Below are 24,550 nucleotides of genomic sequence, written 5' to 3'. Positions count from 1 at the left end.
CGGTGGGCTGCGTCGTCGACGCGGCCCACCGCTGTGTGACCACCCTGTTTGGACGTGTGACCAAGTGTTGACCGCAGAGCGGACACTCACCACAGCCGATCTACGGCCCGCCGCCGAGCTCCTGGCCCGGGCGGTCGACGAGATCCCGCTGTACCGGTGGGTATTGGGCGAACACATCGCCGATCCCACCCTTTGTGAATGGCTGGCCGAGATATTGGTGCGGCCTCATCTCGAGGCCGGATATGTGATCGGATCTCACCAAGACGGTCGGCTCGTGGGAATCCTGATCTGGCATCCGCACGATGCCGATCTGTCACCCGACGGCTCGCCGCCACTCGTTCCGGCCGATTTTCTCCGGGCCGCGACCATTCCCGGACTCCGGGAGCGGCTGATCGATTTTCTCACCAGCGCGCAGTTGCCATCGCCGGCTGCCGATGCCGTCGACGTGCGCCTCGCCGCAGTGCTCCCGGAATGCCGTGGTGGCGACGCCCTCACCGGCATGATGCGCGAAGTGGAACGGTTCTGTGTCGCGGCGGCCCGGCCGTACTACGCCTGGACCGGCTCCGAGCGGCTGCGGGACTGGTTCGTCCACGAATGGGGAGCGTCGTTGTTCGCGACGGAGAGCCGGGACGGACTCGACCTGTACGGCGTCGTGTCCGAGCGCCCACCCAGACTGCGAGAAGTCCGTGCCGGTGAACAGCACCGCGACTCAGTGACGCAGTAACTCCAGAATCGTCTGGTTGACCGCGGCCGCCCTCGCGGTCCGGGTCAACACCTGGAGACCGCGGAGGGTCGCGTCGCCGGAATCCCATTGTCCGGCACTGTCGCCGATCTCCACGCCGCGCGCGCCCGCGAGGTCGACGATCGCCTCCACCTGCGCCGCGGTGTCGATCAGGCGGGTCGACCGGGCGTCCAAGATGTGGGGCGGCAGGGCGACCCGATGCCGCGAGGTGAGCGCGACCAGCTGCGCGCGGAGGTCGGTCGCGTCCGTCGCCCGTCGGCCGCCGAGACCGCCGATGATCGTGGTGGCGTCCCGGACGGCCTGCCGCAGCTCGTACTCCAGGTCGCCCGCGCTGGGTCCCGCGGAGACGAGGTGTCCGAGGTCGAGTGCGGTGTCATATCGGTGGGCGTACCACGTGCAGATGACGGACGGTGGTTCGGCGACGTCCACGGCGGACGTCGTGACGGTGAAGGTCGGCACGAGGGCGAGCGTGCCGGTGCCCGTCGCGTCGTCGACGAGCAGGACCTCGCCCGCGCCGAGGGCGGCCGATGTCGCCGCATGGGGCGGGAGCCCCTGTGGATCGCCCGTCGAGGGCAGACGGACAACGAGTCGCCGGGCCGGTCGTAGAAGCGCCAGGAGGTCGAGCACTCCGCTTCCCGAACCCGTTGGGAGCAACTCCTGTTCGACTGCCGGACCGGGGGCGTCCGGCCACTGCACCAGGTGCCGGTCGGCGGACTCCGCCAGCGTCTCGATCACGTCGTCGGGCGAGCAACGGCCGGTCAGCCAGGCGGCCGACCACGCGCCGAGAGCACACGTCGGCCACGCGACGGTCGAGGAGAGGAGGCGGCTGCGATTCATCAAGATGCCAGGGTACCGCCGCGGCCGACGGTCGGGTCGGGCGTGGCAACCCGCTGAGCGGGGCGTCGGGGCATACGGTGTGTGCGCCGCGGCAACGCTCTCCGCTGCGGCGGCGAGAGGTCGGATCGAGAAGGTGGTGTGCGATGGATGACCGCTACGGGCGCGACGTGCTCTCTCAACCCCGCCGGGCGAAGCCGCGTCCCGCGGAGGTCGCCGCGGAGCGGGACCTGGTCGTCGAGGACGCCGCCACCGGATTCTGCGGTGCGGTCGTCGGCCTCGAGAAGAGCTACGCCGGCGACCTCGTGCGACTCGAGGACCGGCGGGGGCAGACGCGGGTCTTCCTCATGCACCCCGGTGCGTTCCTCATCGACGGCCGCCCCGTGACGCTCGTCCGGCCGCGCACCAGGGGCCCGCAGAAACCGGCCATGACGGCCTCGGGTTCGCGAGCCGCGCCGCGTGCACGCGCGCGCACCGCCCGCGCGAGCCGGATCTTCGTCGAGGGCGTGCACGACGCGACGCTTCTCGAACGCGTGTGGGGCGACGATCTCCGCGCCGAGGGTGTGGTCGTCGTCAGTCTCGACGGACTCGACAACCTCGATGCGGCGCTCGAGGAGTTCCAACCCGCGTCTCATCGACGCGCGGGGGTCCTCGTCGACCATCTGGTCGCCGGGTCCAAAGAAGCACACCTGACCGCCGAGGTCGGGGAGCACGTCCTCGTGTGCGGGCACCCCTACATCGACGTCTGGGAGGCCGTGAAGCCCGCGTCGGTGAAGATCACTGCGTGGCCGCGGATTCCGCGGGGCACCGACTGGAAGACGGGGGTGTGCGCGGAACTCGGCTGGGGGGAGCCGCGCGACGGCTGGCGCCGGGTGCTGAGCGGCGTGAGCAGTTTCCGAGACCTCGAGGTCGACCTCCTGCGCTCGGTGGAAGAACTCATCGACTTCGTGACCGCGGCCGAAGAGCCCAGGTGACCACTCCGGCCGGACGCGGACAGGGATGCGTCCGCGTCGCGAGCGCCGAAGGGGGTTCGGACATCTCTGGCAGACTGGACGCATGAGCGCCCTGCTGTGGTTGGCGGCCGCGATCGTCCTGACGGTCGCGGAGATGTTCGGGGGCGAACTGGTCCTGCTCATGCTGGCCGGTGGCGCACTCGCTGCTGCGGGCGTCGACTTCGTCTTCGAGCCACCGCTCTGGGTGGACGGCGTCGTCTTCGCACTCGTCTCGGTGTTGCTGCTCGTCGCGGTTCGTCCGATCGCCCGCAGGCACATGCTCAACCGGCCCGCGGTGCTGATGAACACCGAGGCTCTCGAGGGTCGGCCCGCGGTGGTGACCGAACAGGTCGACGCCACCGACGGTCGGGTCAAGATCGACGGCGACGTGTGGTCGGCCCGCACGATGGATCCGTCTCAGGTGCTCGAACCGGGAACCCACGTGACCGTCGTGGAGATCGACGGCGCGACCGCGGTGGTGTGGCGCGCCTGATCCGCGGCGGCAGTGCGGACACGTAGGAACGACAACGCAGGAAGGTGACCATGGAGTACGAGATCTTCGGCCTGACCGTCCTCGTCTTGCTCGTGTTGCTCGTGGTGGTGATGCTGGTCAAGTCGGTGGCTCTCATCCCGCAGGCGGAGGCGGCGGTGATCGAGCGACTGGGCCGCTACACGCGGACCGTGTCCGGGCAACTCACGCTGCTGTTGCCGTTCATCGACCGCATCCGCGCTCGCGTGGATGTCCGTGAGCGGGTGGTCTCGTTCCCGCCGCAGCCGGTCATCACCGAGGACAACCTGACCCTGTCCATCGACACGGTCGTCTACTTCCAGGTCACCAACCCGCGGGCCGCCGTGTACGAGATCGACGACTACATCGCCGGCGTCGAACAGCTGACCATCACGACCCTGCGCAACGTGGTCGGCGGGATGACACTCGAGGAGACCCTGACCTCTCGCGACTCCATCAACGGTCAGCTGCGCGGCGTCCTCGACGAGGCGACCGGCCGCTGGGGACTCCGGGTCGCGCGCGTCGAGCTGAAATCGATCATGCCGCCGCCGTCGATCCAGGAGTCGATGGAGAAGCAGATGAAGGCCGACCGCGAGAAGCGGGCGACGATCCTCTCCGCCGAGGGCCAGCGCGAGTCGGCGATCAAGACCGCCGAGGGCAACAAGCAGTCGCAGATCCTCGCCGCCGAGGGTGCCAAGCAGGCCGCGATCCTCGCGGCCGAGGCCGACCGGCAGTCGCGCATCCTCCGGGCACAGGGCGAGCGGGCCGCGTCGTACCTCAACGCGCAGGGTGAGGCGAAGGCGATCGAGAAGACCTTCGCCGCGATCAAGGCGGCCAAGCCGACGCCCGAGCTCCTGGCCTATCAGTATCTGCAGCAGTTGCCCGAGATGGCGAAGGGCGAGGGCAGCAAGGTGTGGGTCGTACCCTCCGACTTCGGTTCGGCCCTACAGGGATTCGCCAAGTCGTTCGGTGTGCAGGGGGACGACGGGGTGTTCCGGTACGAGCCGACGAACTCGCCGCCCTCGCCGATCGACGACACGGAGACCGAGGACTGGTTCTCGATGGCCTCGGATCCGAAGGTCGCGCAGGCGGTCGCCGAGGCCGAGGCGGTCGCCCGTACCCCGGTCGCGCCCGAGATCACGGCGCGCGCCGGGCGCGCCTCACGACATGTACCGCCGGTCGGGACCGAGCCGGCCGAACTCACCGATGGCGGTTGGTCCGAACCCGCGGATCCGGGCACGTCCGAGCCCACGACGTAGTCGGTCGGCGCCGCGTTCAGCGGATGACGAGGTGTTCGATCCCCGCCATCCCGACGGCCCACATCACCGAGGCGAAAGTGCCCATGATGAACTGCTCGGCCGCGTGCGGCGCGCGGAGTTCGGGATAACGGGCGAGGCTCTTCACGGCGAGGATGATTGCGAGGCCCTCGGGCCATCCGGCCATGAGCGTGGTGACGACCGCGAGTCGTTCGAGATAGCCGATGACGCGGCCGCCGCGCAGCGGGCCGCCGTCGGTGGCCCCGGCCGGTCCGTCGGCGTCGGGTGCCGGGTGCTCCGGGGCGTCCGGTGATTCGGCGTCGCCGCCCGGTTCGTGGTCCGGCGAGTCCGGGGCGTCGGGCCCGCGGCCTGTTCGCGCGCCGACCCCGCCGGCGACGAGAACCGTCCGGACCACGGGTCCGCCGCCGGTGACCGCCGCGAGGGCGGCGACGACCGGGACCGCCGATGCGAGGAAGCCGGTCGCGGGCCCGGCTGCGGCGGCGAGCACGGCGGCGATCGAGGCCAGCAGGAGGAGTACGACGGCTCCGATCACGTCGAGTCTGCGGACGACGGCCACCGGAGCCCGGCCGCGCCGTGTGCGCGTCGCGAGTGCCCAGATCGGCGTCGTCAGGGCGGTCAGGAGCAGCAGGACGATCGCGGCGGTGGTCATTCCGGTCCTCCGGTCGGTGCTGTCATCCGTCGGTCTGCCTCGGCGAGCGCATCGGCGACGAGGTCGAGGGAGTCGGATTCGAGATCCCAGCCCGCGGCACGCAGGCGTTGGCTCATGGCCTGCGGGGTGATGGCGAGTTCGGCGGCTGCGTCGACCTGGGTCAGGCCGCGCCGCATGAGTTCCACCGCCTCCCGCCCGGCGGAACTGCGCGCGGTGATGACGTCGGCGATGAGCCGGCCGGCTGTCTGGGCGTGGCGGCACCAGCGGGCGTCGGGGCCGCGGACGCACAGCGGTATCCGCTGCCGTTTGGCGGCCTCGACGGCGTCGCGGGCGTGGACGAAGGCGGGTCCGCGCCCGGCGCGGGTGGACGGGGGGAGGGGCTCGTCGACATCGCCGGCGCCGATGCCGACACTCCAGTGCCCGTCGGCGGTGAGTTCGACGGCCAGTCGGGCAGTGGCCACCGGGTCGGCGAGGATGCCCTGGATCTCGTCACCCGCGGTGCGTTCGAAGGCGCGGACGGTGTCGACCGCCTCGAGTGCGGCGAGGACGGGGTCCACCCGGTCGATGTCGCGCCGGCTGCCCCGTTGGTCGACGGTCACAACGAACATCACTCAAGGCTATATGCTTGATCAGGGTGAATCAAGGCATGGAGCTGGATGAATCAAGACTGATGGCTTGATCGGTGGCCATCAACGCTCGGAGCTTGTCGCCCCGGCGCGCACCACCGGCAGGCGCGAGTCCAAGACCAGGCCGGCGATGCCGATCGCGAACAAGCCGCCGGTGACCGCCAGCTGAGCCGGATGCGTGTCACCGGTCAGGGAATCGCCGAGCATCACCACGGCCGCGGTACCCGGGGCCATCCCGAGGATGCTGGCCACCGCGTACGGCACGGGACGCACCGACGACAGGGCCGAGCAGTAGTTCGCCACCGAGAACGGGCAGGCCGCGATGAAGCGCAGTGACCCGACCGCCAGCCAGCCGCGTCGCTCGAGCCGGTACTCGACGGCCCGGACCACCGGCGTCTTCAGATAGGGCTGCACGCGATCACGCCCGACCCGGCGGACCAGGGCGAACGCGGCCACCGCCGCGATGGACGAGGCGATCATCGCCCCTGCGAAGCCGACGAGCGGCCCGAAGAACACCCCGGACATGACGGTGAACGTCGAACGCGGGATCGGCGCGATGGTGATCACCGCGTAGGCGAGGAAGAACACCCACACGAAGGCCGGGCCGAGGTCGGCGCCCCAGTCGCGCACGCTCACGATCGAGGGCAGCGGGACGAAGTAGGAACCGGCGAGGACGGCTGCGAGGAGTGCGGCGGCGAAGAGCGCCCGGCGCACGGTTCGGCGATCGAATCGCCGGCGGCCGGGTACCGGGGTCCGGGCGTCGCCGGTCGCTCCCGCGTCCGCGGCATCGGCGGCATCGGTCCCGATCGGGTCGGCGACGTCCTCGCTGACAGTGGAAGGATCGGGCACCCGGACACTCTACTCTGGACCCCGCGACGGTCAGCCTGCTCGAGTGGGCCACGTCACGCCCACCTCGGCGCCGGGCCGAGCGAGCGATCGGCTAGTGTCGTCTACGCGCTCATCACAGTGCATTCACGGAGGTGTGCTTCCCCACATGCCACAGCAAACTGACCAGCCCAAACCGGACCCAGAACTCGATCAGGCCTACCAGGCGTGGTCCACGGCCGCCGCGGCCGTTCTGGCGAAGTCGCGACGTGTCGACGTCGACGAGCTGCCCGACACACCCGAGGCGCTGCTCTCGACCGACACCGCCGACGGGCTGACCATCCGACCGCTCTACACGCGGCGCGACGAACTCGCCGAACCCGGTGTTCCCGGTCGCTTCCCGTTCGTCCGCGGTGCCGATCCCGCTCGTGATGTCACCACCGGCTGGCGTGTCACCGAGCGCTTCGGCGACGACGCGGCCTCCCCGGAGGACCTCAACGAGCTCATCCTCGAGGCGATGGCCAATGGGACGAGCGGACTCTGGCTCTCGGTGAGCAGGCCCGGCTACGGGCTCGGGGTCGCCGACCTCGCGACAGCGCTGCGCGGCGTCTACCTCGATCTGGTGCCGGTGACCCTCGATGCGGGCACGGAGGGGATCGCGGCAGCCCGCGAACTGCTCACCCTGAAGGAACAGGCCCAGTCGGCTCCGGTCGCCGCCGCTCCGACGGCGGCCACCGTCCACTCCTTCGGACTGTCGCCGCTGACGGCGGCCTTCTCCGGCCGACCCACCGTCGATCCGGACGAGGCGACCGCGCTCGCGGCCTCCGGGCTGCCCGACGGGGTGCGTACGTTCCGCGTCGACGGAAGCGACTTCGCCACCGCGGGCGCCGACAACGGCCTCGAACTGGCCCTCACGGGGGCGGCCGCGGTCGCCCATCTCCGGGACCTCACCGCCGCCGGCCTCTCGGCCGAGGCAGCGCTGGGTCAGATCACCTTCGGCGTCTCGGCCGATGACGACCAGTTCGCCACGATCGCGAAATTCCGTGCGCTGCGCAAGATCTGGGCCCGAGTGGCCGAGGTGGTCGGCGCACCCGCAGCCGGCGGTGCGCTGACCCACGGCGTGACCGATCTGTCGATGTACTCCCAGCGCGACCCGTGGGTGAACATGCTCCGCAGCACCATCGCGGCGTTCGGTGCCGGTGTCGGCGGTGCCGACCAGCTCACCGTCCTGGGCTACGACGCGACCATCCCGGCCGACAAGCGCACCTCGAGCGCCTCGTTCTCACGTCGTATCGCGCGCAACACCCAGTTGCTGCTGCTCGAGGAGTCCAACGTCGGCCGTGTCCTCGATCCGGCCGGTGGCTCGTGGTTCGTCGAATCGCTGACCGACGAGATGGCCACGAATGCGTGGACGGTGTTCACCGAGGTCGAGGCCGCGGGCGGTTACCGTGTCGCGCTCGACACCGGCTGGATCGCCGAGAAGGTCGACGCCTCGCTCGCACGCCGCGACACCGAGGTCGCACACCGTCGGATCTCGGTGACCGGTGTCAACGAGTTCCCGAACATCGACGAGCGCGCGCTGTCGGAGACGACGGGGGCCCCGGCTTCGGCGGTCACCGATGTCGTCACCGGAACACCGCGTCTCGCGCGAATCGGGCGCGCCTTCGAGGAGTTGCGGGATCGTTCCGACGTCGTGCTCGCCGAGCACGGGGCCCGGCCCTCGATCCTGCTGATCCCGCTGGGCAGCGTCGCCCAACACAATGGTCGCACCACCTTCGTCGCGAACTTCCTGGGGGCCGGCGGCATCACCGTCGTCAACCCGGGCCCGCTGACCGCCGACAAGATCGGCGACGCGGTGGCCGGGGCGAGCACCCCGATCGCGGTGATCTGTGGCACCAAGGCCCGGTACGCCGAGGAGGGGCCCGCCGCGCTCGCGGCCGCTCGCGCGGCCGGACTGTCGAAGGTCCTGCTCGCCGGACCGGACAAGGAATGGCCCGAGGGAGACGATCGCCCCGACGGTTCACTACGGGTCGGCATCGACGCGGTGAGCACCCTCGGTGACCTTCTCGACCAGCTGGCCTCGACATCCCCGACGACGGCGGGAGCTACGGCATGACCCAGACCGAACCCGATGTGACACAGTCGATCCCGAGCTTCGCCGGGATCGGGCTGACGTCGGACGACACCGGCTCGTCGACCGCAGGCGGGGGACCGTCCGGTTCCGCGGCCGCGGTCACCGACGAACTCGCCTCGGCGCACGGCTACTCGGTGGACCAGGTCACCTGGAACACCCCCGAGCAGATCGACGTCACGCCGGTCTACACCCGTGCCGAGCGCGACGCCGTGCTCGACGACGCCGAGCATCCGTACCCGCTCGACTCGGTTCCCGGTGCCGCGCCGTTCATCCGGGGCCCGTACCCGACGATGTACGTCAACCAGCCGTGGACGATCCGCCAGTACGCCGGCTTCTCGACCGCCGCCGAGTCCAACGCCTTCTACCGCCGTAACCTCGCGGCCGGCCAGAAGGGACTGTCGGTCGCCTTCGACCTCGCGACCCACCGCGGATACGACTCCGACCATCCGCGCGTCGCCGGCGACGTCGGCATGGCCGGTGTGGCGATCGACTCGATCCTCGACATGCGTCAGCTCTTCGACGGCATCGACCTCGGCAACGTGTCGGTGTCGATGACGATGAACGGCGCCGTGCTGCCGATCCTCGCGCTCTACGTCGTGGCCGCCGAGGAACAGGGTGTGCCGCCGGAGAAGCTGGCCGGGACCATCCAGAACGACATCCTCAAAGAGTTCATGGTCCGCAACACCTACATCTATCCGCCGAAGCCGTCGATGCGGATCATCTCGAACATCTTCGAGTACACCAGCCAGAAGATGCCGAAGTTCAACTCGATCTCCATCTCCGGCTACCACATCCAGGAAGCCGGAGCGACGGCCGACCTGGAACTGGCCTACACCCTGGCCGACGGCGTGGAGTACATCCGCGCGGGCCTCGAGGCCGGTCTGGACATCGACAAGTTCGCGCCGCGCCTGTCGTTCTTCTGGGGCATCGGCATGAACTTCTTCATGGAGGTCGCCAAGCTGCGGGCCGCGCGTCTGCTGTGGAGTGAGCTCGTCGCCGACTTCGAGCCGAAGAACGCGAAATCGCTGTCGCTGCGCACACACTCGCAGACCTCCGGTTGGTCGCTGACCGCCCAGGACGTGTTCAACAACGTGGCCCGCACCTGTGTGGAGGCGATGGCCGCGACCCAGGGGCACACCCAGTCGCTGCACACCAACGCCCTCGACGAGGCGATCGCGCTGCCGACCGACTTCTCGGCGCGCATCGCCCGCAACACCCAGCTGCTGCTGCAGCAGGAGTCGGGCACCACGCGCCCGATCGATCCGTGGGCCGGTTCGAACTACGTCGAGTGGCTCACCCATCAGCTGGCGCAGAAGGCGCGCAAGCACATCCGCGAGGTCGAAGAGGCCGGCGGCATGACGCAGGCGATCAACGAGGGCCTGCCGAAGCTGCGTATCGAGGAAGCCGCGGCACGGACCCAGGCGCGCATCGACTCGGGCCAGCAGCCGTTGGTCGGTGTGAACAAGTACCAGGTCGCCGACGACGAGGAGATCGAGGTCCTCAAGGTCGAGAACTCCAAGGTGCGTGCCGAGCAGCTGGAGAAGCTGGATCGGCTTCGCGCAGAGCGTGACTCGGCAGCAGTCGAGGCGGCCCTGGCTGACCTGACCCGCGCCGCCGCGTCATCCGAAGGTGGTCTGGAGAACAACCTGATGGCGCTGGCCATCGAGGCCGCGCGTCACCAGGCGACCGTCGGCGAGATCTCGGAGGCACTCGAGAAGGTCTATGGTCGCCATCAGGCGGAGATCAAGACGATCAGCGGGGTGTATCGGCATGAGGCGGGCGAGGTGAGCAACATCGATGCGGCGATCGAGGCCGTGCGCCAGTTCGCCGAGGCGGAGGGTCGTCAGCCGCGTGTCCTGGTCGCGAAGATGGGCCAGGACGGTCACGATCGCGGTCAGAAGGTGATCGCGACCGCCTTCGCCGACCTCGGCTTCGACGTCGACGTCGGCCCGCTGTTCGCCACGCCCGAGGAGGTGGCCGCCCAGGCCGCCGACAACGACGTGCACGTGGTGGGAGTGTCGTCGCTGGCCGCCGGGCACCTGACGCTGGTCCCCGCCCTGCGGGAGGCGCTGAAGGAGGTCGGCCGCGAGGACATCATGGTCGTCGTCGGCGGTGTGATCCCGCCCGGTGACTTCGCGGAGCTGTACGAGGCCGGCGCCGCCGCGATCTTCCCGCCCGGATCGGTCATCGCCGACTCGGCCGTGGAGCTCATCGGCAAGCTGGCGGATACGCTCGGCCTGGAGCTGCCCGGGGCGACCGCGAACTGATGGCGGTGCAACCTCGACGTCCCGTCGACGTCGACGCGCTGGCCGACGCCGTGCTGGCGGATCGCCGCGCCGACCTGGCGCGTGCGATCACGCTCGTCGAGTCCAAGCGCGCCGACCATCGCGCAGCCGCGCAGGAACTGCTCCTGAAGCTGACCCCGCACGCGGGCAAGTCGTTCCGGGTCGGCATCACCGGGGTTCCGGGCGTCGGCAAGTCGACGACGATCGAAGCGCTCGGTATGCATCTGCTCGAGCTCGGACACAAGGTCGCGGTGCTCGCCGTCGATCCGAGTTCGACGCGTACCCGCGGCTCGATCCTCGGCGACAAGACGCGCATGGGCCGGCTGTCGATGTCGGAGAATGCGTACATCCGGCCGTCGCCGACCTCGGGCACGCTCGGTGGCGTCGCCAAGGCCACCCGCGAGAGCATCGTGCTCGTCGAGGCGGCCGGGTTCGACGTCGTGCTGGTGGAGACCGTCGGCGTCGGCCAGTCCGAGGTGACGGTCGCCAACATGGTCGACACCTTCACGTTCCTCACCCTGGCCCGCACCGGAGATTCGTTGCAGGGCATCAAGAAGGGCGTCCTCGAGCTCGCCGATGTGGTCGTCGTGAACAAGGCCGACGGCAAACACCTCAACGAGGCCAAGGGCGCGGCCCGGGAACTCACCAACGCGCTGAAGCTCATCTACCCACACGACGCCTTGTGGATGCCGCCGGTGCTCACGATGAGCGCGATCGAGAACACCGGGGTGGACGAGTTCTGGAAGACCGTCGTGCGCCACAACGAGACCCTCACCGAGGCGGGGGAGTTCACCGCGCGCCGCAACCAGCAGCAGATCGACTGGACGTGGGCGATGGTCAACGACATCGTGCTGTCCCGGCTCGGCGACTCGTCCGCGGTGCGCGGAATCCGCGGCGAGGTCGAGCAGCAGCTGCGTGACGGGTCACTGACCCCCGCACTCGCGGCGCAACGGATCGTGGACGCGTTCGACGAACGCTGAGTGACCCACCTCTGCTCCAGTGAGGTGCAGGAGCGGCCGGTTCTGATGTTCCCTGAGGTGCGAGGAGCGATAGCGACGAGATGGTCCTATAGATTGTCAAGCGCTCCGAGGTCGGTGGTGAAGGCTTTGTAGAGTTCGCGGGCGACGTAGCGTTTGAGGCATCGGATGATTTCCTTCTTCGTTTTCTCGTTGCCGCGTCGGGCGAGGTAGGCGCGGGTGGGGTCGTGGGATTTCATCCGTCCGACGACGATCATGTGCAACGCGCTGTTAGCCGCCCGGTCACCGCCACGGTTGAGGCGGTGACGCACGGTCTTGCCCGACGATGCCGGTAACGGCGCGACACCGACGAGTTTGGCGAAGGTGGCTTCGGTGCGCATGCGTTCGGCATTGTGCCCGATCGTGATCAATAGCCGTGCGCTGGTGATCGGGCCGACCTGAGGCAGGCCCAGCACGGTAGGCACCAATGGTTTCAACAGCTTGTTGAGTTCGCGGGTCAACGTGGTGACCTCGCGGTGGGTCTGCCGGTACCGCCCGGCGATGGACTTCGCCGCGAACACAAACGCCGCGCGCGGATCGGTCAACGACGCCGGGGCCGTGAATGATTCGACCAGTGCGAGTCGTTGAGGCGTGGTGGTGCGGGTTTTGAGTTGATCAGCGAACTCATCGGGTGCCGTGGTGCACAGGTCACGGAGTTGGTCACCGAGTTCGGTGCGGTGATCGACCGCCATTCTCCTTGCCACGTACAGCATTCGGATCGACTCGACAACGCCTGTGGTGTCTTTGGCGTGGCCAGTGGCCCGCCCGGTCAGCACAGCCATCGCCGCGGCGTAAGCATCGAGCTGGTCGGACTTGCCCTGGGCTCGGCGGGCCCGCACGTCCGGGGCGTTGACCTCGATCACCTCGATACCGGCGGCGGTCAACTCGCGGGTGAGTCCCGCGCCGTATGAGGCGCTGGATTCGACCCCGGCTTGTTCGAGGCGACCGTGGGTGCGGGCCCAGTCCAGCAGCTGCTGGTAGCCGGCAGCCGAGGCGGGGAATTCGAGATCGGCCAACGGCAGGCCGAGGGTGTCGATGATCGCTGCGTGGTGGGTTTGCTGATGGGTATCAACCCCGAGTACGACCACTTGCGTAGCCGTTGCTGTCTCGGTCATTCTGGCGGTGTCTCCTTCACTGCGGTGATGGATGACCTCGCCGGGGCGGGTGGACACGACAGTGAGGAGTCACGGGCTCAAGCCCGAACACGGCCCTTATTAGGTCACACCCGCCCCGGTCTCCCAAGGTCGTTGTGTTGCGGTGATCGCCAGCGCAGTGAGGCCGACAGATCTCGTCCATGACAGCACCGTCAGCCACGAAGCAGGTCAGGCCTCAACCCATGACGACCACCACACCCATTCTCACTGCCACGAAGGGCTGCCGACGCACGAGACCGTGCCCTTCGTGGCTCGCTCCGCTCGCACCTCAGGGAGCAGGGGCTCGCTCCGCTCGCACCTCAGGGAGAGCAGAGGCGGCCGCGGTCAGGCCAGCAGCGGTGCCAGCGTCTCGCCGAGCAGCGAGACACGTCCCGCCACATGGCCGTTGGCGGGTGCGTTCACCGTGACACCGTCGATACCGGTCGCGAGCAGGTCGGCGTACCGGGCGGCCACCTCGTCGGGGTCGCCGACGATCGTCGATCCGCGACGCGACTCGGCCGCCGGTGTGCGCTCCAGGTATGCCTCCAGCTCGGCGGTCGCCTCGGCGGAGGTGGGCGCCACGCACGCCGACGTCTGCACGGTCACGGTGATCTCCGAGCGGTCGCGACCGAGTCGTTCGCAGTGTTCGGCGAGGGCGTCGAGTTTGCGGGGGATGTCGGCGGGCGTGCAGAGCAGGTTCGATTCGTCGGCGTACTGCGCGACCATCCGCAACGTCTTGCGTTCACCGCCGCCACCGATCATCACCGGGATCTTCGACAGCGGCGCAGGCACATTGAGGGCATCGGCGACCCGGTAGCGCTTGCCGTCGAGGCTGGGAGCCTCCCCGGCGAGCATGCCGAGGATGATCTGCAGCGCCTCCTCGAGACGCTCGAACCGGTCGGTGAACGTCCCGAACTCGTACCCGAGTGAATCGTGTTCCAGCTCATACCATCCCGCGCCGATGCCGAGCTGAGCCCGACCACCGGACACCACATCGAGTGCGGTGACCGTCTTCGCGAGCAGGGTCGGATTGCGATAGGTGTTGCCGGTGACCAGCGATGACAGACGGACCTTCGAGGTGTGCTGCGCGAGGGCCGCGAGCAGGGTGTAACACTCGATCATCGGATCGTCGGGTTCACCCAGCATCGGCAGTTGATAGAAATGGTCCATCACGAGAACGGTGTCGAATCCGGAGTTCTCGGCTTCTCGCGCCTGCGCCACCACGGTGGGGAACAGCTGGTCGGCGGGCACGCCGGGGTAGGTGAAGTTCGGGATCTGGTATCCGAGTCGAGTCACCCGTTCAGACTAGTCGGGCGGACTCCGCCGTGGCGCCGTTCATTTCCGTTGCACGGCGTCGGGCGAACGCGCCGATCGTCTCGATGAGTTCGTCGAACACGGCGTCGACGTCGGCCGATGTCGCGATGCGGACGTTGGGGCCGGGTGAGGTCATCCAGCGTTCGTCGGCCACGGTCATGCCCCGGGTCAGGGTCCCGGCGAGCTCGACGTCGACATACGCCGCGCGCGTCTGCACCGTGTCGGGGACCAGCGCGACGAGCGCGGCGAACGGATCGTGGAGGTGGGCGATGTAACCCTCGTCGTGGTCGTCGTGGAACTCGAAGTAGAACCGCAGGGCGTCGACGAGATGCCGGACGATCTCGTTGTCGGCGACCGACCGGAGGCCGCGGTCGTCGGTCGGGTCCGGGCATTCGACGGGTGCGCTGCCGGCCGCGGCGGCGAGCCGGACCACATGATCGGGGGTCAGCACGACCGATTCGGTGAGGTCGAGTGCGCAGACGATGGGTTCGGGCGCACCCGCGGTGCCGAAGGCCGCGAACACCTCGGCGGCGGCCTCCGGATCGACGGCGACGTTCCACTCCGAGGTGGGTGTCGTGTTGCCGTGCGTGTGAAAGGCGCCGCCCATGATGACCAGTCGCCGCAGGCGTTGCGGCAGGCCGGGGTCCCGGCGGATCGCGGTCGCCAGGGACGTGAGCGGTCCGGTCACCAGGCCGACGAGTTCACCGTCGTGCGCCTGCGACGCCTCGATCCAGGCGTCGGCGGCATCGAGATGGCTCGGCGTCGTCGTGGGGGCAGGCAGCTCGGCGTGCCCGACACCCAGCGGTCCGTGTGTGTCCTCGGTGGTCATCAGTGCCGCGACGAGGGGAGTGGCCGAACCGGTCGAGACCGGTACCTCGGGACGGCCGCAGAGTTCCAGCCAGGACAGGTTGTTGGACGTGACGACGTCGACGGGCACGTTGCCGGCCGTGGATGCGATGCCGACGAGATCGACGTCGGCGCGTGCGAGTAGGTAGATCAGGGCGAGCGAGTCGTCGATGCCGGTGTCGCAGTCGAAGAACAGGCGCTGGGTCACCACACAATTGTGCCGGGTCCGGCGCGAACGTCGCCGCACCACCCCGCCGGAGCCCTACGCTCGCCGCAGCCGGGACGAACCGACGTCGGCCCGATGAGCCCGGAGGAAACCGATGGCCTCGACACGACTCATGCTGGCCGCCCTCGGTGCCGCTGCGGTACTCCTCATGAGCGCATGCGGCCCGAACTCGTCGGATTCGGATGCCTCCGCGAGCAGTGATACGGCCGGGTCGAGCGGCACCCCGCCGGAACCCGTCGTCACACCGGTGGTCGGTTCGGTGATGTTCGCCCCCACGCCGTTCGCCGGTTCCGACGGCAACAACCATCTCGTCTACGAGATCTCGCTGACCAATTTCATGCGCGCACCGGTGACGATCACCGGGGTGGAGGTTCTCGACGCCACCGCCAATGGCGAACCGCTCCTCGCTCTCGACGAGAACGGGGTCCGCAGCCGGCTCAAACCCACCGGCGCACCGTCGGTGCCGACGGCCCCCGGCACACCGGAGGGGTACGCGGCCGTGCTGGCCGCGGGTCAGAACGGCGTCCTCTTCCTGCACGTGATCTTCTCGGGGAACGCGCCGAAGGAACTGGTCCACGAGATCGCGGTACGCGCTGACGAGGCGCCAGCGGGGATGCAGAGCGTCAACGAACGCATCGCGCCCGTCACGGTCAGCGACTCGACCGTCCCGGTCCTGGGACCGCCACTCGCCGGCGAGTACTACATCGCTGCCGATGCGTGCTGCGACGCCGTCCGGCACACCCGTGCGGTCCTTCCGCTGAACGGATCGCCGGTCCTCGCCCAGCGGTATGCGGTGGACTGGGAACAGGCGGCCGCGGACGGACGGATCTTCGTCGGCGACGCGAAGAACCCGGCGAGTTATCGGATCTTCGGCGACGACGTCCTCGCCGTCGGTGACGGCACCGTCGTCGCGAGCCGCAATGACCTGCCCGAGCAGACCCCGGGAGAGTATCCGGCCGGACTGCCGATCGACGACGCCGACGGCAACAATCTCGTGCTCGACATCGGCGATGGCTTCTACGTGAACTACGCGCACATGCAACCCGGTTCGGTGCGCTTCGCAGCGGGCGATCGCGTGCGGCGCGGCGACGTCCTCGGCAAGGTCGGCAACAGCGGGAACTCGGTGGCGCCGCACCTGCACGTGCACGTGATGAACGGACCGGAGTTCCTCGGGTCGGAAGGCGTCCCCAGTGTGACCGACAGATTCACGGTCACCGGGCGCGTGGCCGACACCGCGGCCTTCGACGCGTCGGAGGGGACCGGGGTACCGCTTCGGCTCACGCCTGGCGTGACCGAGAGCACACATGAGGATCAGATGATCCTCGATCAGAACATCGTCTCGTTCACCGCAGGCTGACAACGGTTTTCGACTCCGTCACACGCGGCCGCCCGCGATGACGCGGCCCGTCGCGACTGGACATCGAGGTCATCATCCGTACGGTCGGACCCATGTCGATTCAAGACTCTGCCTTCGAATGGACGGAAACGAATCGCGAATGGCTGATCGAGAATCCTGCTCGCATCGTCGCTTACGTGGTCGTCGCGTTGATCGTCCGTTTCGTGATCCATCGCTCCATCGACCGCGCCACCCGGCCGCGAACCGCCGGTGGCGAGCCGGGCCGGGGGACGGCCCTCATGCGTGGGCTCCGGTCGAAATCGCCCTCGCCCGAACGCAGCGCGCAGATCGCCGCCCGGCGGGCGCAGCGCGCGGCGACGATCGGCTCGGTCCTCAAGTCCACGGTGTCGATCGTCCTGCTCGTCTGGGTCGTGCTCAGCGTGCTCAGCGTCCTCGGCGTCAACATCGCACCGTTCATCGCCTCGGCCGGGATCGTCGGCCTCGCCATCGGTTTCGGCGCGCAGAATCTGGTGCGGGACTTCGTGACCGGCGTGTTCATGCTCCTCGAGGACCAGTACGGCGTGGGTGACATCGTCGATCTCGGCGAGGCGGTCGGCGAGGTCGAGTCGGTGGGTCTCCGGGTGACCACGCTGCGCGACATCGACGGCACCCTCTGGTACGTCCGCAACGGCGAGATCGCCCGGGTGGGCAACATGAGCCAGGAATTCGCGGTCGCGCGTGTCGACGTCCCGGTGGCACCGGGTGCCGACATCGACAAGGCGCAGCAGGTGGCGGACGAGGCGGCCCGCACCGCGGTCGAGGAGGACTCGACGGACATCCTCGGCCAGATCGAGATGCTCGGCGTGCAGGAGGTGTCGTCGGATCAGGTCGTCCTGCGGCTGACGGTGAAGACCAAGCCGAACGGCCAGTGGGCGGTGCAGCGGCGTCTGCGCCGTGCCATCCTGCGGGCCTTCGTGGAGAACTCGATCGACCTGCCGTACTCGCGGGCCTGGGCGGCGCTGGCGGATTCCGTCGCGCCGTGACGGGCTGCGCAGACGACTGCTGACAGAACGAGAAGAACCCCGGCTCAGAGCCGGGGTTCTTCTCGTTGTTCTGGTGTCCGAGGGGGGACTTGAACCCCCACGTCCGTTAATAGGACACTAGCACCTCAAGCTAGCGCGTCTGCCATTCCGCCACTCGGACCTGCATGCCGCGGTGAGTGTTTCCGGCGGTGTCCCGCCGTCATCTCGCTGCAGCGGGATAACCCTAACCGAGGTTGCCCGCGTATCCCAAATCCCGTAGGAGTGAGTGGTGTCTTCACAGTCTGCGACCGACGAAGTCGTCGATCTGGTCAGCCAGCTGATCCGGTTCGACACCTCCAACACGGGTGAACCCGAGACCACCAAAGGCGAAGAGGATTGCGCCAGGTGGGTGGCCCAGCAACTCGAGGAGGTGGGCTACACCACCCAGTACGTCGAGTCGGGACGTCCCGGCCGCGGAAACGTCTTCGCGCGGCTGGCCGGACCGGCGGATTCCGACCGCGGCGCGCTGCTCGTGCATGCGCACCTCGACGTCGTCCCGGCCGAGCCGGCCGACTGGAGCGTGCATCCGTTCTCCGGCGCCATCAAGGACGGCTACGTCTGGGGCCGCGGCGCCGTCGACATGAAAGACATGGCGGGGATGGCACTCGCGCTCGCCCGGCAGTTCAAGCGCGACGGCACGGTTCCGCCCCGGGAGATCGTGTTCGCGTTCCTCGCCGACGAGGAGGCCGGTGGCGCCTGGGGTTCGCACTGGCTGGTGGAGAACCGTCCGGACCTGTTCGAGGGCATCACCGAGGCGGTCGGCGAGGTCGGTGGCTTCTCGCTCACCGTCGACCGGCCGGACGGAACCCAGAAGCGTCTCTATCTCGTGGAGACCGCGGAGAAGGGTCTGGCCTGGATGCGCCTGACCGCCGAGGCGCGGGCCGGACACGGGTCGTTCCTGCACGACGAGAACGCGGTCACCGAGGTCGCCGACGCAGTCGCCCGGATCGGACGGCACACGTTTCCCCTGGTGATGACGGAATCGGTGAGCCAGTTCCTGGCCGAGGTCAGCGCGGAGACGGGTCTCGACCTGAGCCCGGAGGCCCCCGACTTGGAGACGTCGCTGTTCAAACTGGGCAATCTCGCGCGGATCATCGGTGCGACACTGCGCGACACCGCCAATCCCACGATGCTCAAGGCGGGCTACAAGGCCAACGTCATACCGCAGAAGGCCGAGGCGGTCATCGACTGCCGCGTCCTGCCCGGACGCCAGGCCGCCTTCGAGAAGGAGATCGACGAACTCATCGGGCCCAACGTGCGCCGCGAGTGGATCACTCATCTCGATTCCTACGAGACCACGTTCGACGGTGACCTCGTCGAGGCGATGAACGCCGCCATCCTCGAGCACGATCCGCACGGAAAGACGGTGCCGTACATGCTCTCCGGCGGCACCGATGCCAAGGCGTTCGCGAAACTCGGGATCCGCTGCTTCGGCTTCGCGCCGCTGCAGCTGCCGCCCGAACTCGACTTCGCGGCACTGTTCCACGGCGTCGACGAGCGCGTTCCCGTCGACTCGGTTCTGTTCGGCACCAGGGTCTTCGAGCACTTTCTGCGGCACAGCTGAACGCATCCGAGACACACCACTGAGACACATCACTACAGTGGGCGGCACGGCCTTCCTCCCGACCGGGATCACCCGCGTCGGAGAATGCCCGGCACTCTTCCGACGCGCGAAACGTGAGAAAGGTGAACACATGTCGTCATTCGACCCGTACTCCCCGCTACCGAGCCTGCCCGGCTTCACCCTGACCTCGGAGAGCCTCACCGACGGGGCCGCGCTGGCCAACGGGCAGGTGAGCGGGATCATGGGCGCGGGTGGGGAGGACCTCTCGCCGCAGCTCAGCTGGTCCGGGTTCCCCGCCGAGACCAAGAGTTTCGCCGTCACCGTGTACGACCCCGACGCTCCGACCGCCGCCGGATTCTGGCACTGGGCGGTCGCCGACATCCCCGTCTCGGTCACGAGCCTGCCCGAAGGCGCAGGTGACGAGGAGGGGGCCGGGTTGCCCGATGGTGCGGTCACGCTCACCAACGACGCCTCGCTGCGCCGCTACATCGGTGCGGCGCCGCCGCCCGGACACGGTCCGCACCGGTACTTCGTCGTCGTCCATGCCGTGGACACCGAGTCCCTGGGGCTACCGGAGAACGCGACACCCGCGTACCTGGGCTTCAACCTGTTCTCCCACGCGATCGCGCGCGCGACCCTCATCGGCACCTACGAACAGCCGGGCGAGAACGTCTGAGTCCGCCCACCTGCGCCCTCTGTCGCCGATCGCCCGGTACGAGTCGTGCCGGGCGATCGGTGTCTTTCAGGGCTGGTTGCGAGCCGCGGACCCCACCGCGTCGGAGATCGAGGCGAAGCCACCGGCACGCACCCGCTGCGCGAGGCCGGCGTGCAACTCGGCGAGCCACACCGGGCCGCCGTAGATGAAGCCGGTGTAGACCTGCAGTAGGTCGGCGCCGGCGCAGATGCGTTCCCAGGCCTGGTCGACGGTCTCGATGCCACCGACGCTGACGAGCGCGATCCGTCCGCCGACCCGGTTGTAGAGGCGCCGCAGCACGGTCAGCGACCGCGCGGCGACCGGTGGCCCGGAGAGTCCACCCGCACCGATCTCCCGGACCTCGTCGGATGCGGTGCGCAAACCCTCGCGGCCGATCGTGGTGTTGGTGGCGACGATCCCGGCCAAGCCGAGCTCGACGGCCAGGTCCGCCACGGCGTCGACGTCGTCGTCGACGAGATCCGGCGCGATCTTGACCAGCACCGGTACATGCACCGCGGCGAGCACCGCGGCCAAGATGGGCCGAAGTGAATCCACGGCCTGCAGATCACGCAGCCCCGGGGTGTTGGGCGAGCTCACGTTCACGACGACGAAATCCGACAGCGGACCCAACAACTCGGCCGAGCGCCGGTAATCGTCGATCGCGTCATCGACCGGAACGACCTTGGTCTTGCCGATGTTGGCGCCGATGGGCACCGAGACCGGGCCCCGTCGCACGCCGGTCAGATGCTGCGCGGCCACCTCAGCGCCCGGATTGTTGAAACCCATGCGGTTGATGAGCGCGCGGTCGGCGGGAAGCCGGAACAGACGCGGCGTCGGATTGCCGGGTTGCCCCTGACCGGTGATCGTGCCGATCTCGGCGAAACCGAACCCGATCTGACCCCAGGTGTTCACCGCGCCCGCGGTCTTGTCGAACCCGGCCGCCAGACCGATCGGGGCGGGGAAGTCGACACCGAAGACCCGCGTGCGCAGGACCGGATCGTGCCGGGCCAGCAATTTGGCGGTCGGGAACGCCAGGGGCGGAAACCGTCCGACGACCCGCAGGACCGCGAAGACGATGTGGTGGATCCGCTCCGGATCGACACGGAACATCGTCGAACGCAGCAGGGGATAGCACCACCGGTTGAGCACGACGAGCGCTCCGGTGGTGCCGCGGGACATCAGCATGCGCGTGCGCTCCGGGGATCGTGGCCGTTCTGGTCAGGGGACTGCTCATGGGTCGGGTCGGGGCCGCGGGATCCCCGCGGCGGTCGGCGCCGCTTCAGCAGTACCTTGCGGGTGCCGTCGGAGTAGAGCCGCACCCGCGACAGTTCCCAACCGCCGAACTCGGCTTCGAGGGCCAACCGCATCGAGGCGGTCACGCGGGTCACGTCGGGCGGCAGACGGAGCAGTACGCACTCGACATCCTCGGTGGTGACCTCCCACCCGTCCGGATAACGAGAACCGTGCCGTGCCGAGGTACGCGCGGATCGCGTGGTCGAACGGTCAGAAGTCATTCGGCCCGCTCGCTTCGCTCCCGGCGCCGGGAGTCATTCGGCCCGCTCGCTTCGCTCCCGGCGCCGGGAGTCATGCGGCCCGCTCGCTTCGGGAGTCATCTGGCCCGCCCATCAGGGACGACCTGCAGCCCGCCGTCCCGTGCGGAGAGCACATAGACGGTGCCCGACGAGTCGACGGCGATCCGGTCGGGCTGCACGACCGACGCGAACCGCTGGATCTCGGTGGGTTCACCGTCTGCCAGGTCATATGCCACCACCTCGTTGTTGCCGGTCGTCGACACCCAGAGCCGGTCCCGGGTGTCGTCGTAGTCTACGGCGTACGGTCCGTCCGCCACCGGATAGCGAAACCGCATCACCAGCGGCGAACCGAAGAACCCGAGGATCTCGCCGTCGCGGGTGTTGGCGACCAGCACCCGTCCGAACTCGTCCACGGTGGAGTTGGTGGCCCCGTTGCCCGCTCGCAGCGCCGGCCCCAGGTCGCCGGACTCCGGGTCGACGGGGGTCACCGACGACTGTGCGCGGTCGAGGACGACGACCTGCCCGCCGAGCCCCTCCGCGGAGTCCGGCGCCGCGGTCAGCGAGTCCACCCGCACGAACCGATCGAGATCGTGCTTCTTCGCGAAGTTGTTGTCGTACACGATAACTCGTCCGTCCGCAGTGCCGACGACGAGAAAGCCGGACGTGGTCCGCGCCACCGCGGTCGGTTGGTCGGATTCGAGGTCGCCGGTCTGGACCCGGCCCTCCGCATCGACGACGACGAGGACACCCGGGCCGGCGCCGACGTATGCGCCGTCGTCACCCGCGGCCAGGGCGGTGAGGCCGGGCACGGTGATGGTCTGCGGTGGCGAGGTCACCCTGCCGGTGTCGTACCGGAGGATCTGGTTGCCGTCGGCGGAGAGCACCGCGACGCTGCCGCCCGACGTCGCGAGGGCGCGCGCTCCGGCAGGCGCCGGGACGACGGTGCCCGCGGGCGCCGTCGCCGAACTCGCCGGGGCCTCCGGCGCGGTCGCCGGCGTCACGGTCGGTACGTCGGGGGTGCTGTCGTCGGAGCCGCACGCGGTGATCATGCCCACACCGATCACCAGAGCCGCCGCTGCGGCGACCGGACCCCGCAGGCGCGACATGCCCGTGCGGGACTGGTGAGGGGTGCGGGATGGTCGCGGCGAGGACATGACCCCATCTTGCGTGACCGCGTCCGCGCGGCACTCAGGCGGGTCGAGGGCGCGTGCCGTGTCGGGTCGGGCGCCGCGGTCCCAAGTAGCATCGGGCGCCGTGACCGACACCATGACGTGGACCCAGTCGATCGTCCTCGGGGCGTTGCAGGGCCTCACCGAGTTCCTGCCGATCTCCTCCTCCGGGCATCTCCGGATCGCCTCCGAGCTGATGTTCGGCGAGGACGCCGGCGCCTCGTTCACCGCGGTCACCCAGCTCGGAACCGAGGCCGCCGTCCTCGTCTTCTTCGCCCGGGACATCGTCCGCATCATCACGGCCTGGTTCCGTGGTCTCCGGCATGCCGACGAGCGGAACCTCGACTACCGGATCGGTTGGTATGTGATCTTCGCGACCATCCCGATCGGCCTGATCGGCTACCTGTTCAAAGACGAGATCCGCACCACGGGGCGCAACCTGTGGCTCGTCGCGATCATGCTCATCGTGTTCGCGGGGGTGTTCTGGCTCGCCGAGCGGTACGGGCAGAAGCAGCGGAACCTCGAGCAGCTCACCCTCCGCGACGGTCTCGTCATGGGCGGTGCCCAGTGCCTCGCGCTGATCCCGGGGGTGTCCCGTTCCGGCGCGACGGCCAGTGCGGGCCTGTTCCTGGGGCTCGAACGGGAAGCCGCCTTCCGTTTCTCGTTCCTGCTGGCCATCCCGGCGGTCACCGCGTCCGGTCTGTTCAGCCTGCCGGACGCCTTCAACCCGAGCGGCGAGGGCATGGAGGCCAGTGGGTCCCAGTTGCTCGTCGCGACGCTGATCGCGTTCGTCGTCGGCTATGCCGCGATCGCGTGGTTGCTGAAGTTCGTCAGCGCGCACTCGATGAACTGGTTCGGCGCCTACCGCGTCGTGCTCGGCGTGACCCTGATCGTGTTGCTGTCGACGGGCGTGATCTCGGCTACCTGACGCCCCCGCCCGCCGCGCCGGACTCCGCGCGCTGTGCGGCCCCGCGGGGCCGGTGCCTATGGTTGTGGGATGACCGTGATCCTTCTCCGGCACGGCCGTTCGACGGCGAACACCTCGGGGGTGCTCGCCGGTCGCAGCGCCGGCGTCCATCTCGACGACCGCGGGCGCGCCCAGGCCGATGATCTGGTTCGACGCCTCGGCGACCATCTCGGCTCCATCCGGGCGGTGGCACGTTCGCCGCTGGACCGATGTGCCGAGACGGTCGCGCCGCTGCTGGCCGCGCTGGGCGCGGACGGGCAGGCCCCGCCCGAGATCGTGGTCGACGACCTCGCGGAGGTCGACTACGGCGGGTGGACCGGGCGGTCGATCTCCGAACTGCTCAAGGAACCGCTGTGGAAGGTCGTGCAGCAACAACCGTCGGCCGCGGTGTTCCCGGACGGGGAGGGGCTGGCCGACGTCCAGGCGCGGGCGGTGCGCGCGATCCGTGAACTGGACCGGATCCACGGCGGGCCCGACGGTTCCGGGGTGTGGATCGCCTGCTCGCACGGCGACGTGATCAAGGCGATCATCGCCGACGCCATGGGCACCCACCTGGACGCCTTCCAACGCATCGTCGTCGAACCGGCGTCGATCAGCGTGATCAGGTACGCCTCGTCGCGGCCGTACGTGCACACCGTGAACACGACCGAGACGCTGTCCATACCGAAGCCCCCGCCGCCGGCACAGGACGGGCAGCGCCCGGCCGACGACGCGGTCGTCGGCGGGGACACCGGGGCGGATGTCACGCCGTCGGCGAACGGCGCCGCGACGATCCCGGCGACATCGGGATAATGAACCA

Annotated in this window: 23 protein-coding genes and 1 tRNA gene; 13 read left to right on the top strand and 11 right to left on the bottom strand. The window is 69.1% G+C overall.

From position 1 onward, the window contains the following. Window positions 1–64: 64 nt before the first annotated feature. Complete coding sequence (locus AB4Z55_RS15510) at window positions 65–724, top strand: hypothetical protein (protein WP_369520049.1); 660 nt, start codon at window positions 65–67, stop codon at window positions 722–724. Here AB4Z55_RS15510 and AB4Z55_RS15505 read toward each other — a convergent pair. Beyond that, window positions 710–1,579, bottom strand: coding sequence for a serine/threonine protein kinase (locus AB4Z55_RS15505; protein ID WP_369521025.1), 870 nt, complete (start codon window positions 1,577–1,579; stop codon window positions 710–712). The genes AB4Z55_RS15510 and AB4Z55_RS15505 overlap by 15 nt on opposite strands. A 143-nt stretch (window positions 1,580–1,722) precedes the next feature. On the opposite strand from AB4Z55_RS15505, the gene AB4Z55_RS15500 reads away from it, so the two are divergent. From AB4Z55_RS15500 to AB4Z55_RS15490, 3 genes are all read left to right on the top strand, one after another. After that, window positions 1,723–2,550: a DUF3097 domain-containing protein gene (locus AB4Z55_RS15500; RefSeq protein WP_064570799.1), complete on the top strand. Its 828-nt coding sequence runs from the start codon at window positions 1,723–1,725 to the stop codon at window positions 2,548–2,550. Window positions 2,551–2,632: 82 nt separating this feature from the next. Continuing rightward, on the top strand, window positions 2,633–3,061 hold the full coding sequence (locus AB4Z55_RS15495; RefSeq protein WP_004019116.1) for an NfeD family protein: 429 nt from the start codon (window positions 2,633–2,635) through the stop codon (window positions 3,059–3,061). 50 nt (window positions 3,062–3,111) lie between these two features. Continuing rightward, window positions 3,112–4,335: an SPFH domain-containing protein gene (locus AB4Z55_RS15490; RefSeq protein ID WP_369520048.1), complete on the top strand. Its 1,224-nt coding sequence runs from the start codon at window positions 3,112–3,114 to the stop codon at window positions 4,333–4,335. Between the two features lie 16 nt (window positions 4,336–4,351). Here the strand turns inward: AB4Z55_RS15490 and AB4Z55_RS15485 are convergent, their stop codons facing one another. The 3 genes from AB4Z55_RS15485 to AB4Z55_RS15475 form a co-directional block, all read right to left on the bottom strand. Further along, window positions 4,352–5,002 carry a hypothetical protein gene (locus AB4Z55_RS15485; protein ID WP_369520047.1) on the bottom strand — a complete coding sequence of 217 codons (651 nt, stop codon included), beginning with the start codon at window positions 5,000–5,002 and terminating at the stop codon, window positions 4,352–4,354. Then, complete coding sequence (locus AB4Z55_RS15480) at window positions 4,999–5,610, bottom strand: hypothetical protein (protein ID WP_101818860.1); 612 nt, start codon at window positions 5,608–5,610, stop codon at window positions 4,999–5,001. The genes AB4Z55_RS15485 and AB4Z55_RS15480 overlap by 4 nt, the downstream gene beginning before the upstream one ends. An 81-nt stretch (window positions 5,611–5,691) precedes the next feature. Further along, a complete protein-coding gene (locus AB4Z55_RS15475) occupies window positions 5,692–6,477 on the bottom strand; it encodes a TVP38/TMEM64 family protein (protein ID WP_004019112.1) in 786 nt (261 codons plus the stop codon). A 145-nt stretch (window positions 6,478–6,622) separates the two neighbouring features. Here AB4Z55_RS15475 and AB4Z55_RS15470 point away from each other — a divergent pair, with 145 nt between their 5' ends. From AB4Z55_RS15470 to meaB, 3 genes are read left to right on the top strand one after another with little or no spacing between them, the layout of a single operon-like run. Beyond that, the gene (locus AB4Z55_RS15470) at window positions 6,623–8,569 is read left to right on the top strand and encodes a methylmalonyl-CoA mutase family protein (protein WP_369520046.1); all 1,947 of its coding nucleotides are present in this window, start codon (window positions 6,623–6,625) and stop codon (window positions 8,567–8,569) included. After that, window positions 8,566–10,854: a methylmalonyl-CoA mutase gene (gene scpA / locus AB4Z55_RS15465; protein ID WP_369520045.1), complete on the top strand. Its 2,289-nt coding sequence runs from the start codon at window positions 8,566–8,568 to the stop codon at window positions 10,852–10,854. Before AB4Z55_RS15470 ends, scpA begins: the two co-directional genes overlap by 4 nt. Beyond that, a complete protein-coding gene (gene meaB, locus AB4Z55_RS15460) occupies window positions 10,854–11,852 on the top strand; it encodes a methylmalonyl Co-A mutase-associated GTPase MeaB (protein ID WP_004019109.1) in 999 nt (332 codons plus the stop codon). Before scpA ends, meaB begins: the two co-directional genes overlap by 1 nt. A gap of 86 nt (window positions 11,853–11,938) precedes the next feature. Here the strand turns inward: meaB and AB4Z55_RS15455 are convergent, their stop codons facing one another. The 3 genes from AB4Z55_RS15455 to AB4Z55_RS15445 form a co-directional block, all read right to left on the bottom strand. Further along, a complete protein-coding gene (locus AB4Z55_RS15455; protein ID WP_369519140.1) occupies window positions 11,939–13,003 on the bottom strand; it encodes an IS110 family transposase in 1,065 nt (354 codons plus the stop codon). 363 nt (window positions 13,004–13,366) lie between these two features. Beyond that, the gene (locus tag AB4Z55_RS15450) at window positions 13,367–14,317 is read right to left on the bottom strand and encodes an LLM class F420-dependent oxidoreductase (protein WP_369520044.1); all 951 of its coding nucleotides are present in this window, start codon (window positions 14,315–14,317) and stop codon (window positions 13,367–13,369) included. Window positions 14,318–14,321: 4 nt separating this feature from the next. Continuing rightward, window positions 14,322–15,389 (bottom strand): nucleoside hydrolase, encoded by a 1,068-nt coding sequence (locus tag AB4Z55_RS15445; protein WP_369520043.1) that lies wholly within the window; start codon window positions 15,387–15,389, stop codon window positions 14,322–14,324. Between the two features lie 112 nt (window positions 15,390–15,501). Here AB4Z55_RS15445 and AB4Z55_RS15440 point away from each other — a divergent pair, with 112 nt between their 5' ends. Beyond that, complete coding sequence (locus AB4Z55_RS15440) at window positions 15,502–16,764, top strand: M23 family metallopeptidase (RefSeq protein ID WP_369520042.1); 1,263 nt, start codon at window positions 15,502–15,504, stop codon at window positions 16,762–16,764. Window positions 16,765–16,856: 92 nt separating this feature from the next. Further along, complete coding sequence (locus tag AB4Z55_RS15435; RefSeq protein ID WP_064570804.1) at window positions 16,857–17,786, top strand: mechanosensitive ion channel family protein; 930 nt, start codon at window positions 16,857–16,859, stop codon at window positions 17,784–17,786. Between the two features lie 71 nt (window positions 17,787–17,857). Here AB4Z55_RS15435 and AB4Z55_RS15430 read toward each other — a convergent pair. Beyond that, a tRNA-Leu gene (locus AB4Z55_RS15430) sits at window positions 17,858–17,946 on the bottom strand. 108 nt (window positions 17,947–18,054) lie between these two features. Between AB4Z55_RS15430 and AB4Z55_RS15425 the strand changes: the two genes are divergently transcribed. Further along, complete coding sequence (locus tag AB4Z55_RS15425) at window positions 18,055–19,389, top strand: M20/M25/M40 family metallo-hydrolase (RefSeq protein ID WP_369520041.1); 1,335 nt, start codon at window positions 18,055–18,057, stop codon at window positions 19,387–19,389. A 130-nt stretch (window positions 19,390–19,519) separates the two neighbouring features. Then, a complete protein-coding gene (locus AB4Z55_RS15420) occupies window positions 19,520–20,065 on the top strand; it encodes a YbhB/YbcL family Raf kinase inhibitor-like protein (protein WP_248645411.1) in 546 nt (181 codons plus the stop codon). 66 nt (window positions 20,066–20,131) lie between these two features. On the opposite strand, the gene AB4Z55_RS15415 is transcribed toward AB4Z55_RS15420, so the two are convergent. The 3 genes from AB4Z55_RS15415 to AB4Z55_RS15405 form a co-directional block, all read right to left on the bottom strand. Next, window positions 20,132–21,268, bottom strand: coding sequence for a quinone-dependent dihydroorotate dehydrogenase (locus tag AB4Z55_RS15415; RefSeq protein WP_369520040.1), 1,137 nt, complete (start codon window positions 21,266–21,268; stop codon window positions 20,132–20,134). Continuing rightward, window positions 21,262–21,597, bottom strand: coding sequence for a DUF5703 family protein (locus AB4Z55_RS15410; RefSeq protein WP_369520039.1), 336 nt, complete (start codon window positions 21,595–21,597; stop codon window positions 21,262–21,264). Before AB4Z55_RS15410 ends, AB4Z55_RS15415 begins: the two co-directional genes overlap by 7 nt. A gap of 95 nt (window positions 21,598–21,692) precedes the next feature. Beyond that, entirely contained in the window at window positions 21,693–22,769 is a 1,077-nt protein-coding gene (locus tag AB4Z55_RS15405) for a hypothetical protein (RefSeq protein WP_369520038.1), read from the bottom strand. 100 nt (window positions 22,770–22,869) lie between these two features. On the opposite strand from AB4Z55_RS15405, the gene AB4Z55_RS15400 reads away from it, so the two are divergent. Continuing rightward, a complete protein-coding gene (locus tag AB4Z55_RS15400; RefSeq protein WP_004019098.1) occupies window positions 22,870–23,712 on the top strand; it encodes an undecaprenyl-diphosphate phosphatase in 843 nt (280 codons plus the stop codon). Window positions 23,713–23,781: 69 nt separating this feature from the next. Then, window positions 23,782–24,543: an MSMEG_4193 family putative phosphomutase gene (locus AB4Z55_RS15395; RefSeq protein ID WP_004019097.1), complete on the top strand. Its 762-nt coding sequence runs from the start codon at window positions 23,782–23,784 to the stop codon at window positions 24,541–24,543. Window positions 24,544–24,550 lie beyond the last annotated feature (7 nt).

This window comes from Gordonia sp. ABKF26 (assembly GCF_041103195.1).
GTDB lineage: Bacteria > Actinomycetota > Actinomycetes > Mycobacteriales > Mycobacteriaceae > Gordonia > Gordonia terrae.
The sequence above is the reverse complement of the archived record's forward strand: the minus strand, read 5'-3'. Positions and strand labels throughout refer to the sequence as shown.

Excerpts from the sequence above, each read along its gene's own strand:
- AB4Z55_RS15500 (WP_064570799.1), top strand. The coding sequence starts at position 1,723 with ATGGATGACCGCTACGGGCGCGACGTGCTCTCTCAACCCCGCCGGGCG.
- AB4Z55_RS15435 (WP_064570804.1), top strand. The coding sequence starts at position 16,857 with ATGTCGATTCAAGACTCTGCCTTCGAATGGACGGAAACGAATCGCGAA.
- AB4Z55_RS15455 (WP_369519140.1), bottom strand. The coding sequence starts at position 13,003 with ATGACCGAGACAGCAACGGCTACGCAAGTGGTCGTACTCGGGGTTGAT.
- AB4Z55_RS15490 (WP_369520048.1), top strand. The coding sequence starts at position 3,112 with ATGGAGTACGAGATCTTCGGCCTGACCGTCCTCGTCTTGCTCGTGTTG.
- AB4Z55_RS15405 (WP_369520038.1), bottom strand. The coding sequence starts at position 22,769 with ATGTCCTCGCCGCGACCATCCCGCACCCCTCACCAGTCCCGCACGGGC.
- AB4Z55_RS15480 (WP_101818860.1), bottom strand. The coding sequence starts at position 5,610 with ATGTTCGTTGTGACCGTCGACCAACGGGGCAGCCGGCGCGACATCGAC.
- AB4Z55_RS15470 (WP_369520046.1), top strand. The coding sequence starts at position 6,623 with ATGCCACAGCAAACTGACCAGCCCAAACCGGACCCAGAACTCGATCAG.
- AB4Z55_RS15440 (WP_369520042.1), top strand. The coding sequence starts at position 15,502 with ATGGCCTCGACACGACTCATGCTGGCCGCCCTCGGTGCCGCTGCGGTA.
- meaB (WP_004019109.1), top strand. The coding sequence starts at position 10,854 with ATGGCGGTGCAACCTCGACGTCCCGTCGACGTCGACGCGCTGGCCGAC.
- AB4Z55_RS15495 (WP_004019116.1), top strand. The coding sequence starts at position 2,633 with ATGAGCGCCCTGCTGTGGTTGGCGGCCGCGATCGTCCTGACGGTCGCG.
- AB4Z55_RS15410 (WP_369520039.1), bottom strand. The coding sequence starts at position 21,597 with ATGACTTCTGACCGTTCGACCACGCGATCCGCGCGTACCTCGGCACGG.
- AB4Z55_RS15420 (WP_248645411.1), top strand. The coding sequence starts at position 19,520 with ATGTCGTCATTCGACCCGTACTCCCCGCTACCGAGCCTGCCCGGCTTC.
- AB4Z55_RS15485 (WP_369520047.1), bottom strand. The coding sequence starts at position 5,002 with ATGACCACCGCCGCGATCGTCCTGCTGCTCCTGACCGCCCTGACGACG.
- scpA (WP_369520045.1), top strand. The coding sequence starts at position 8,566 with ATGACCCAGACCGAACCCGATGTGACACAGTCGATCCCGAGCTTCGCC.
- AB4Z55_RS15505 (WP_369521025.1), bottom strand. The coding sequence starts at position 1,579 with ATGAATCGCAGCCGCCTCCTCTCCTCGACCGTCGCGTGGCCGACGTGT.
- AB4Z55_RS15395 (WP_004019097.1), top strand. The coding sequence starts at position 23,782 with ATGACCGTGATCCTTCTCCGGCACGGCCGTTCGACGGCGAACACCTCG.
- AB4Z55_RS15415 (WP_369520040.1), bottom strand. The coding sequence starts at position 21,268 with ATGCTGATGTCCCGCGGCACCACCGGAGCGCTCGTCGTGCTCAACCGG.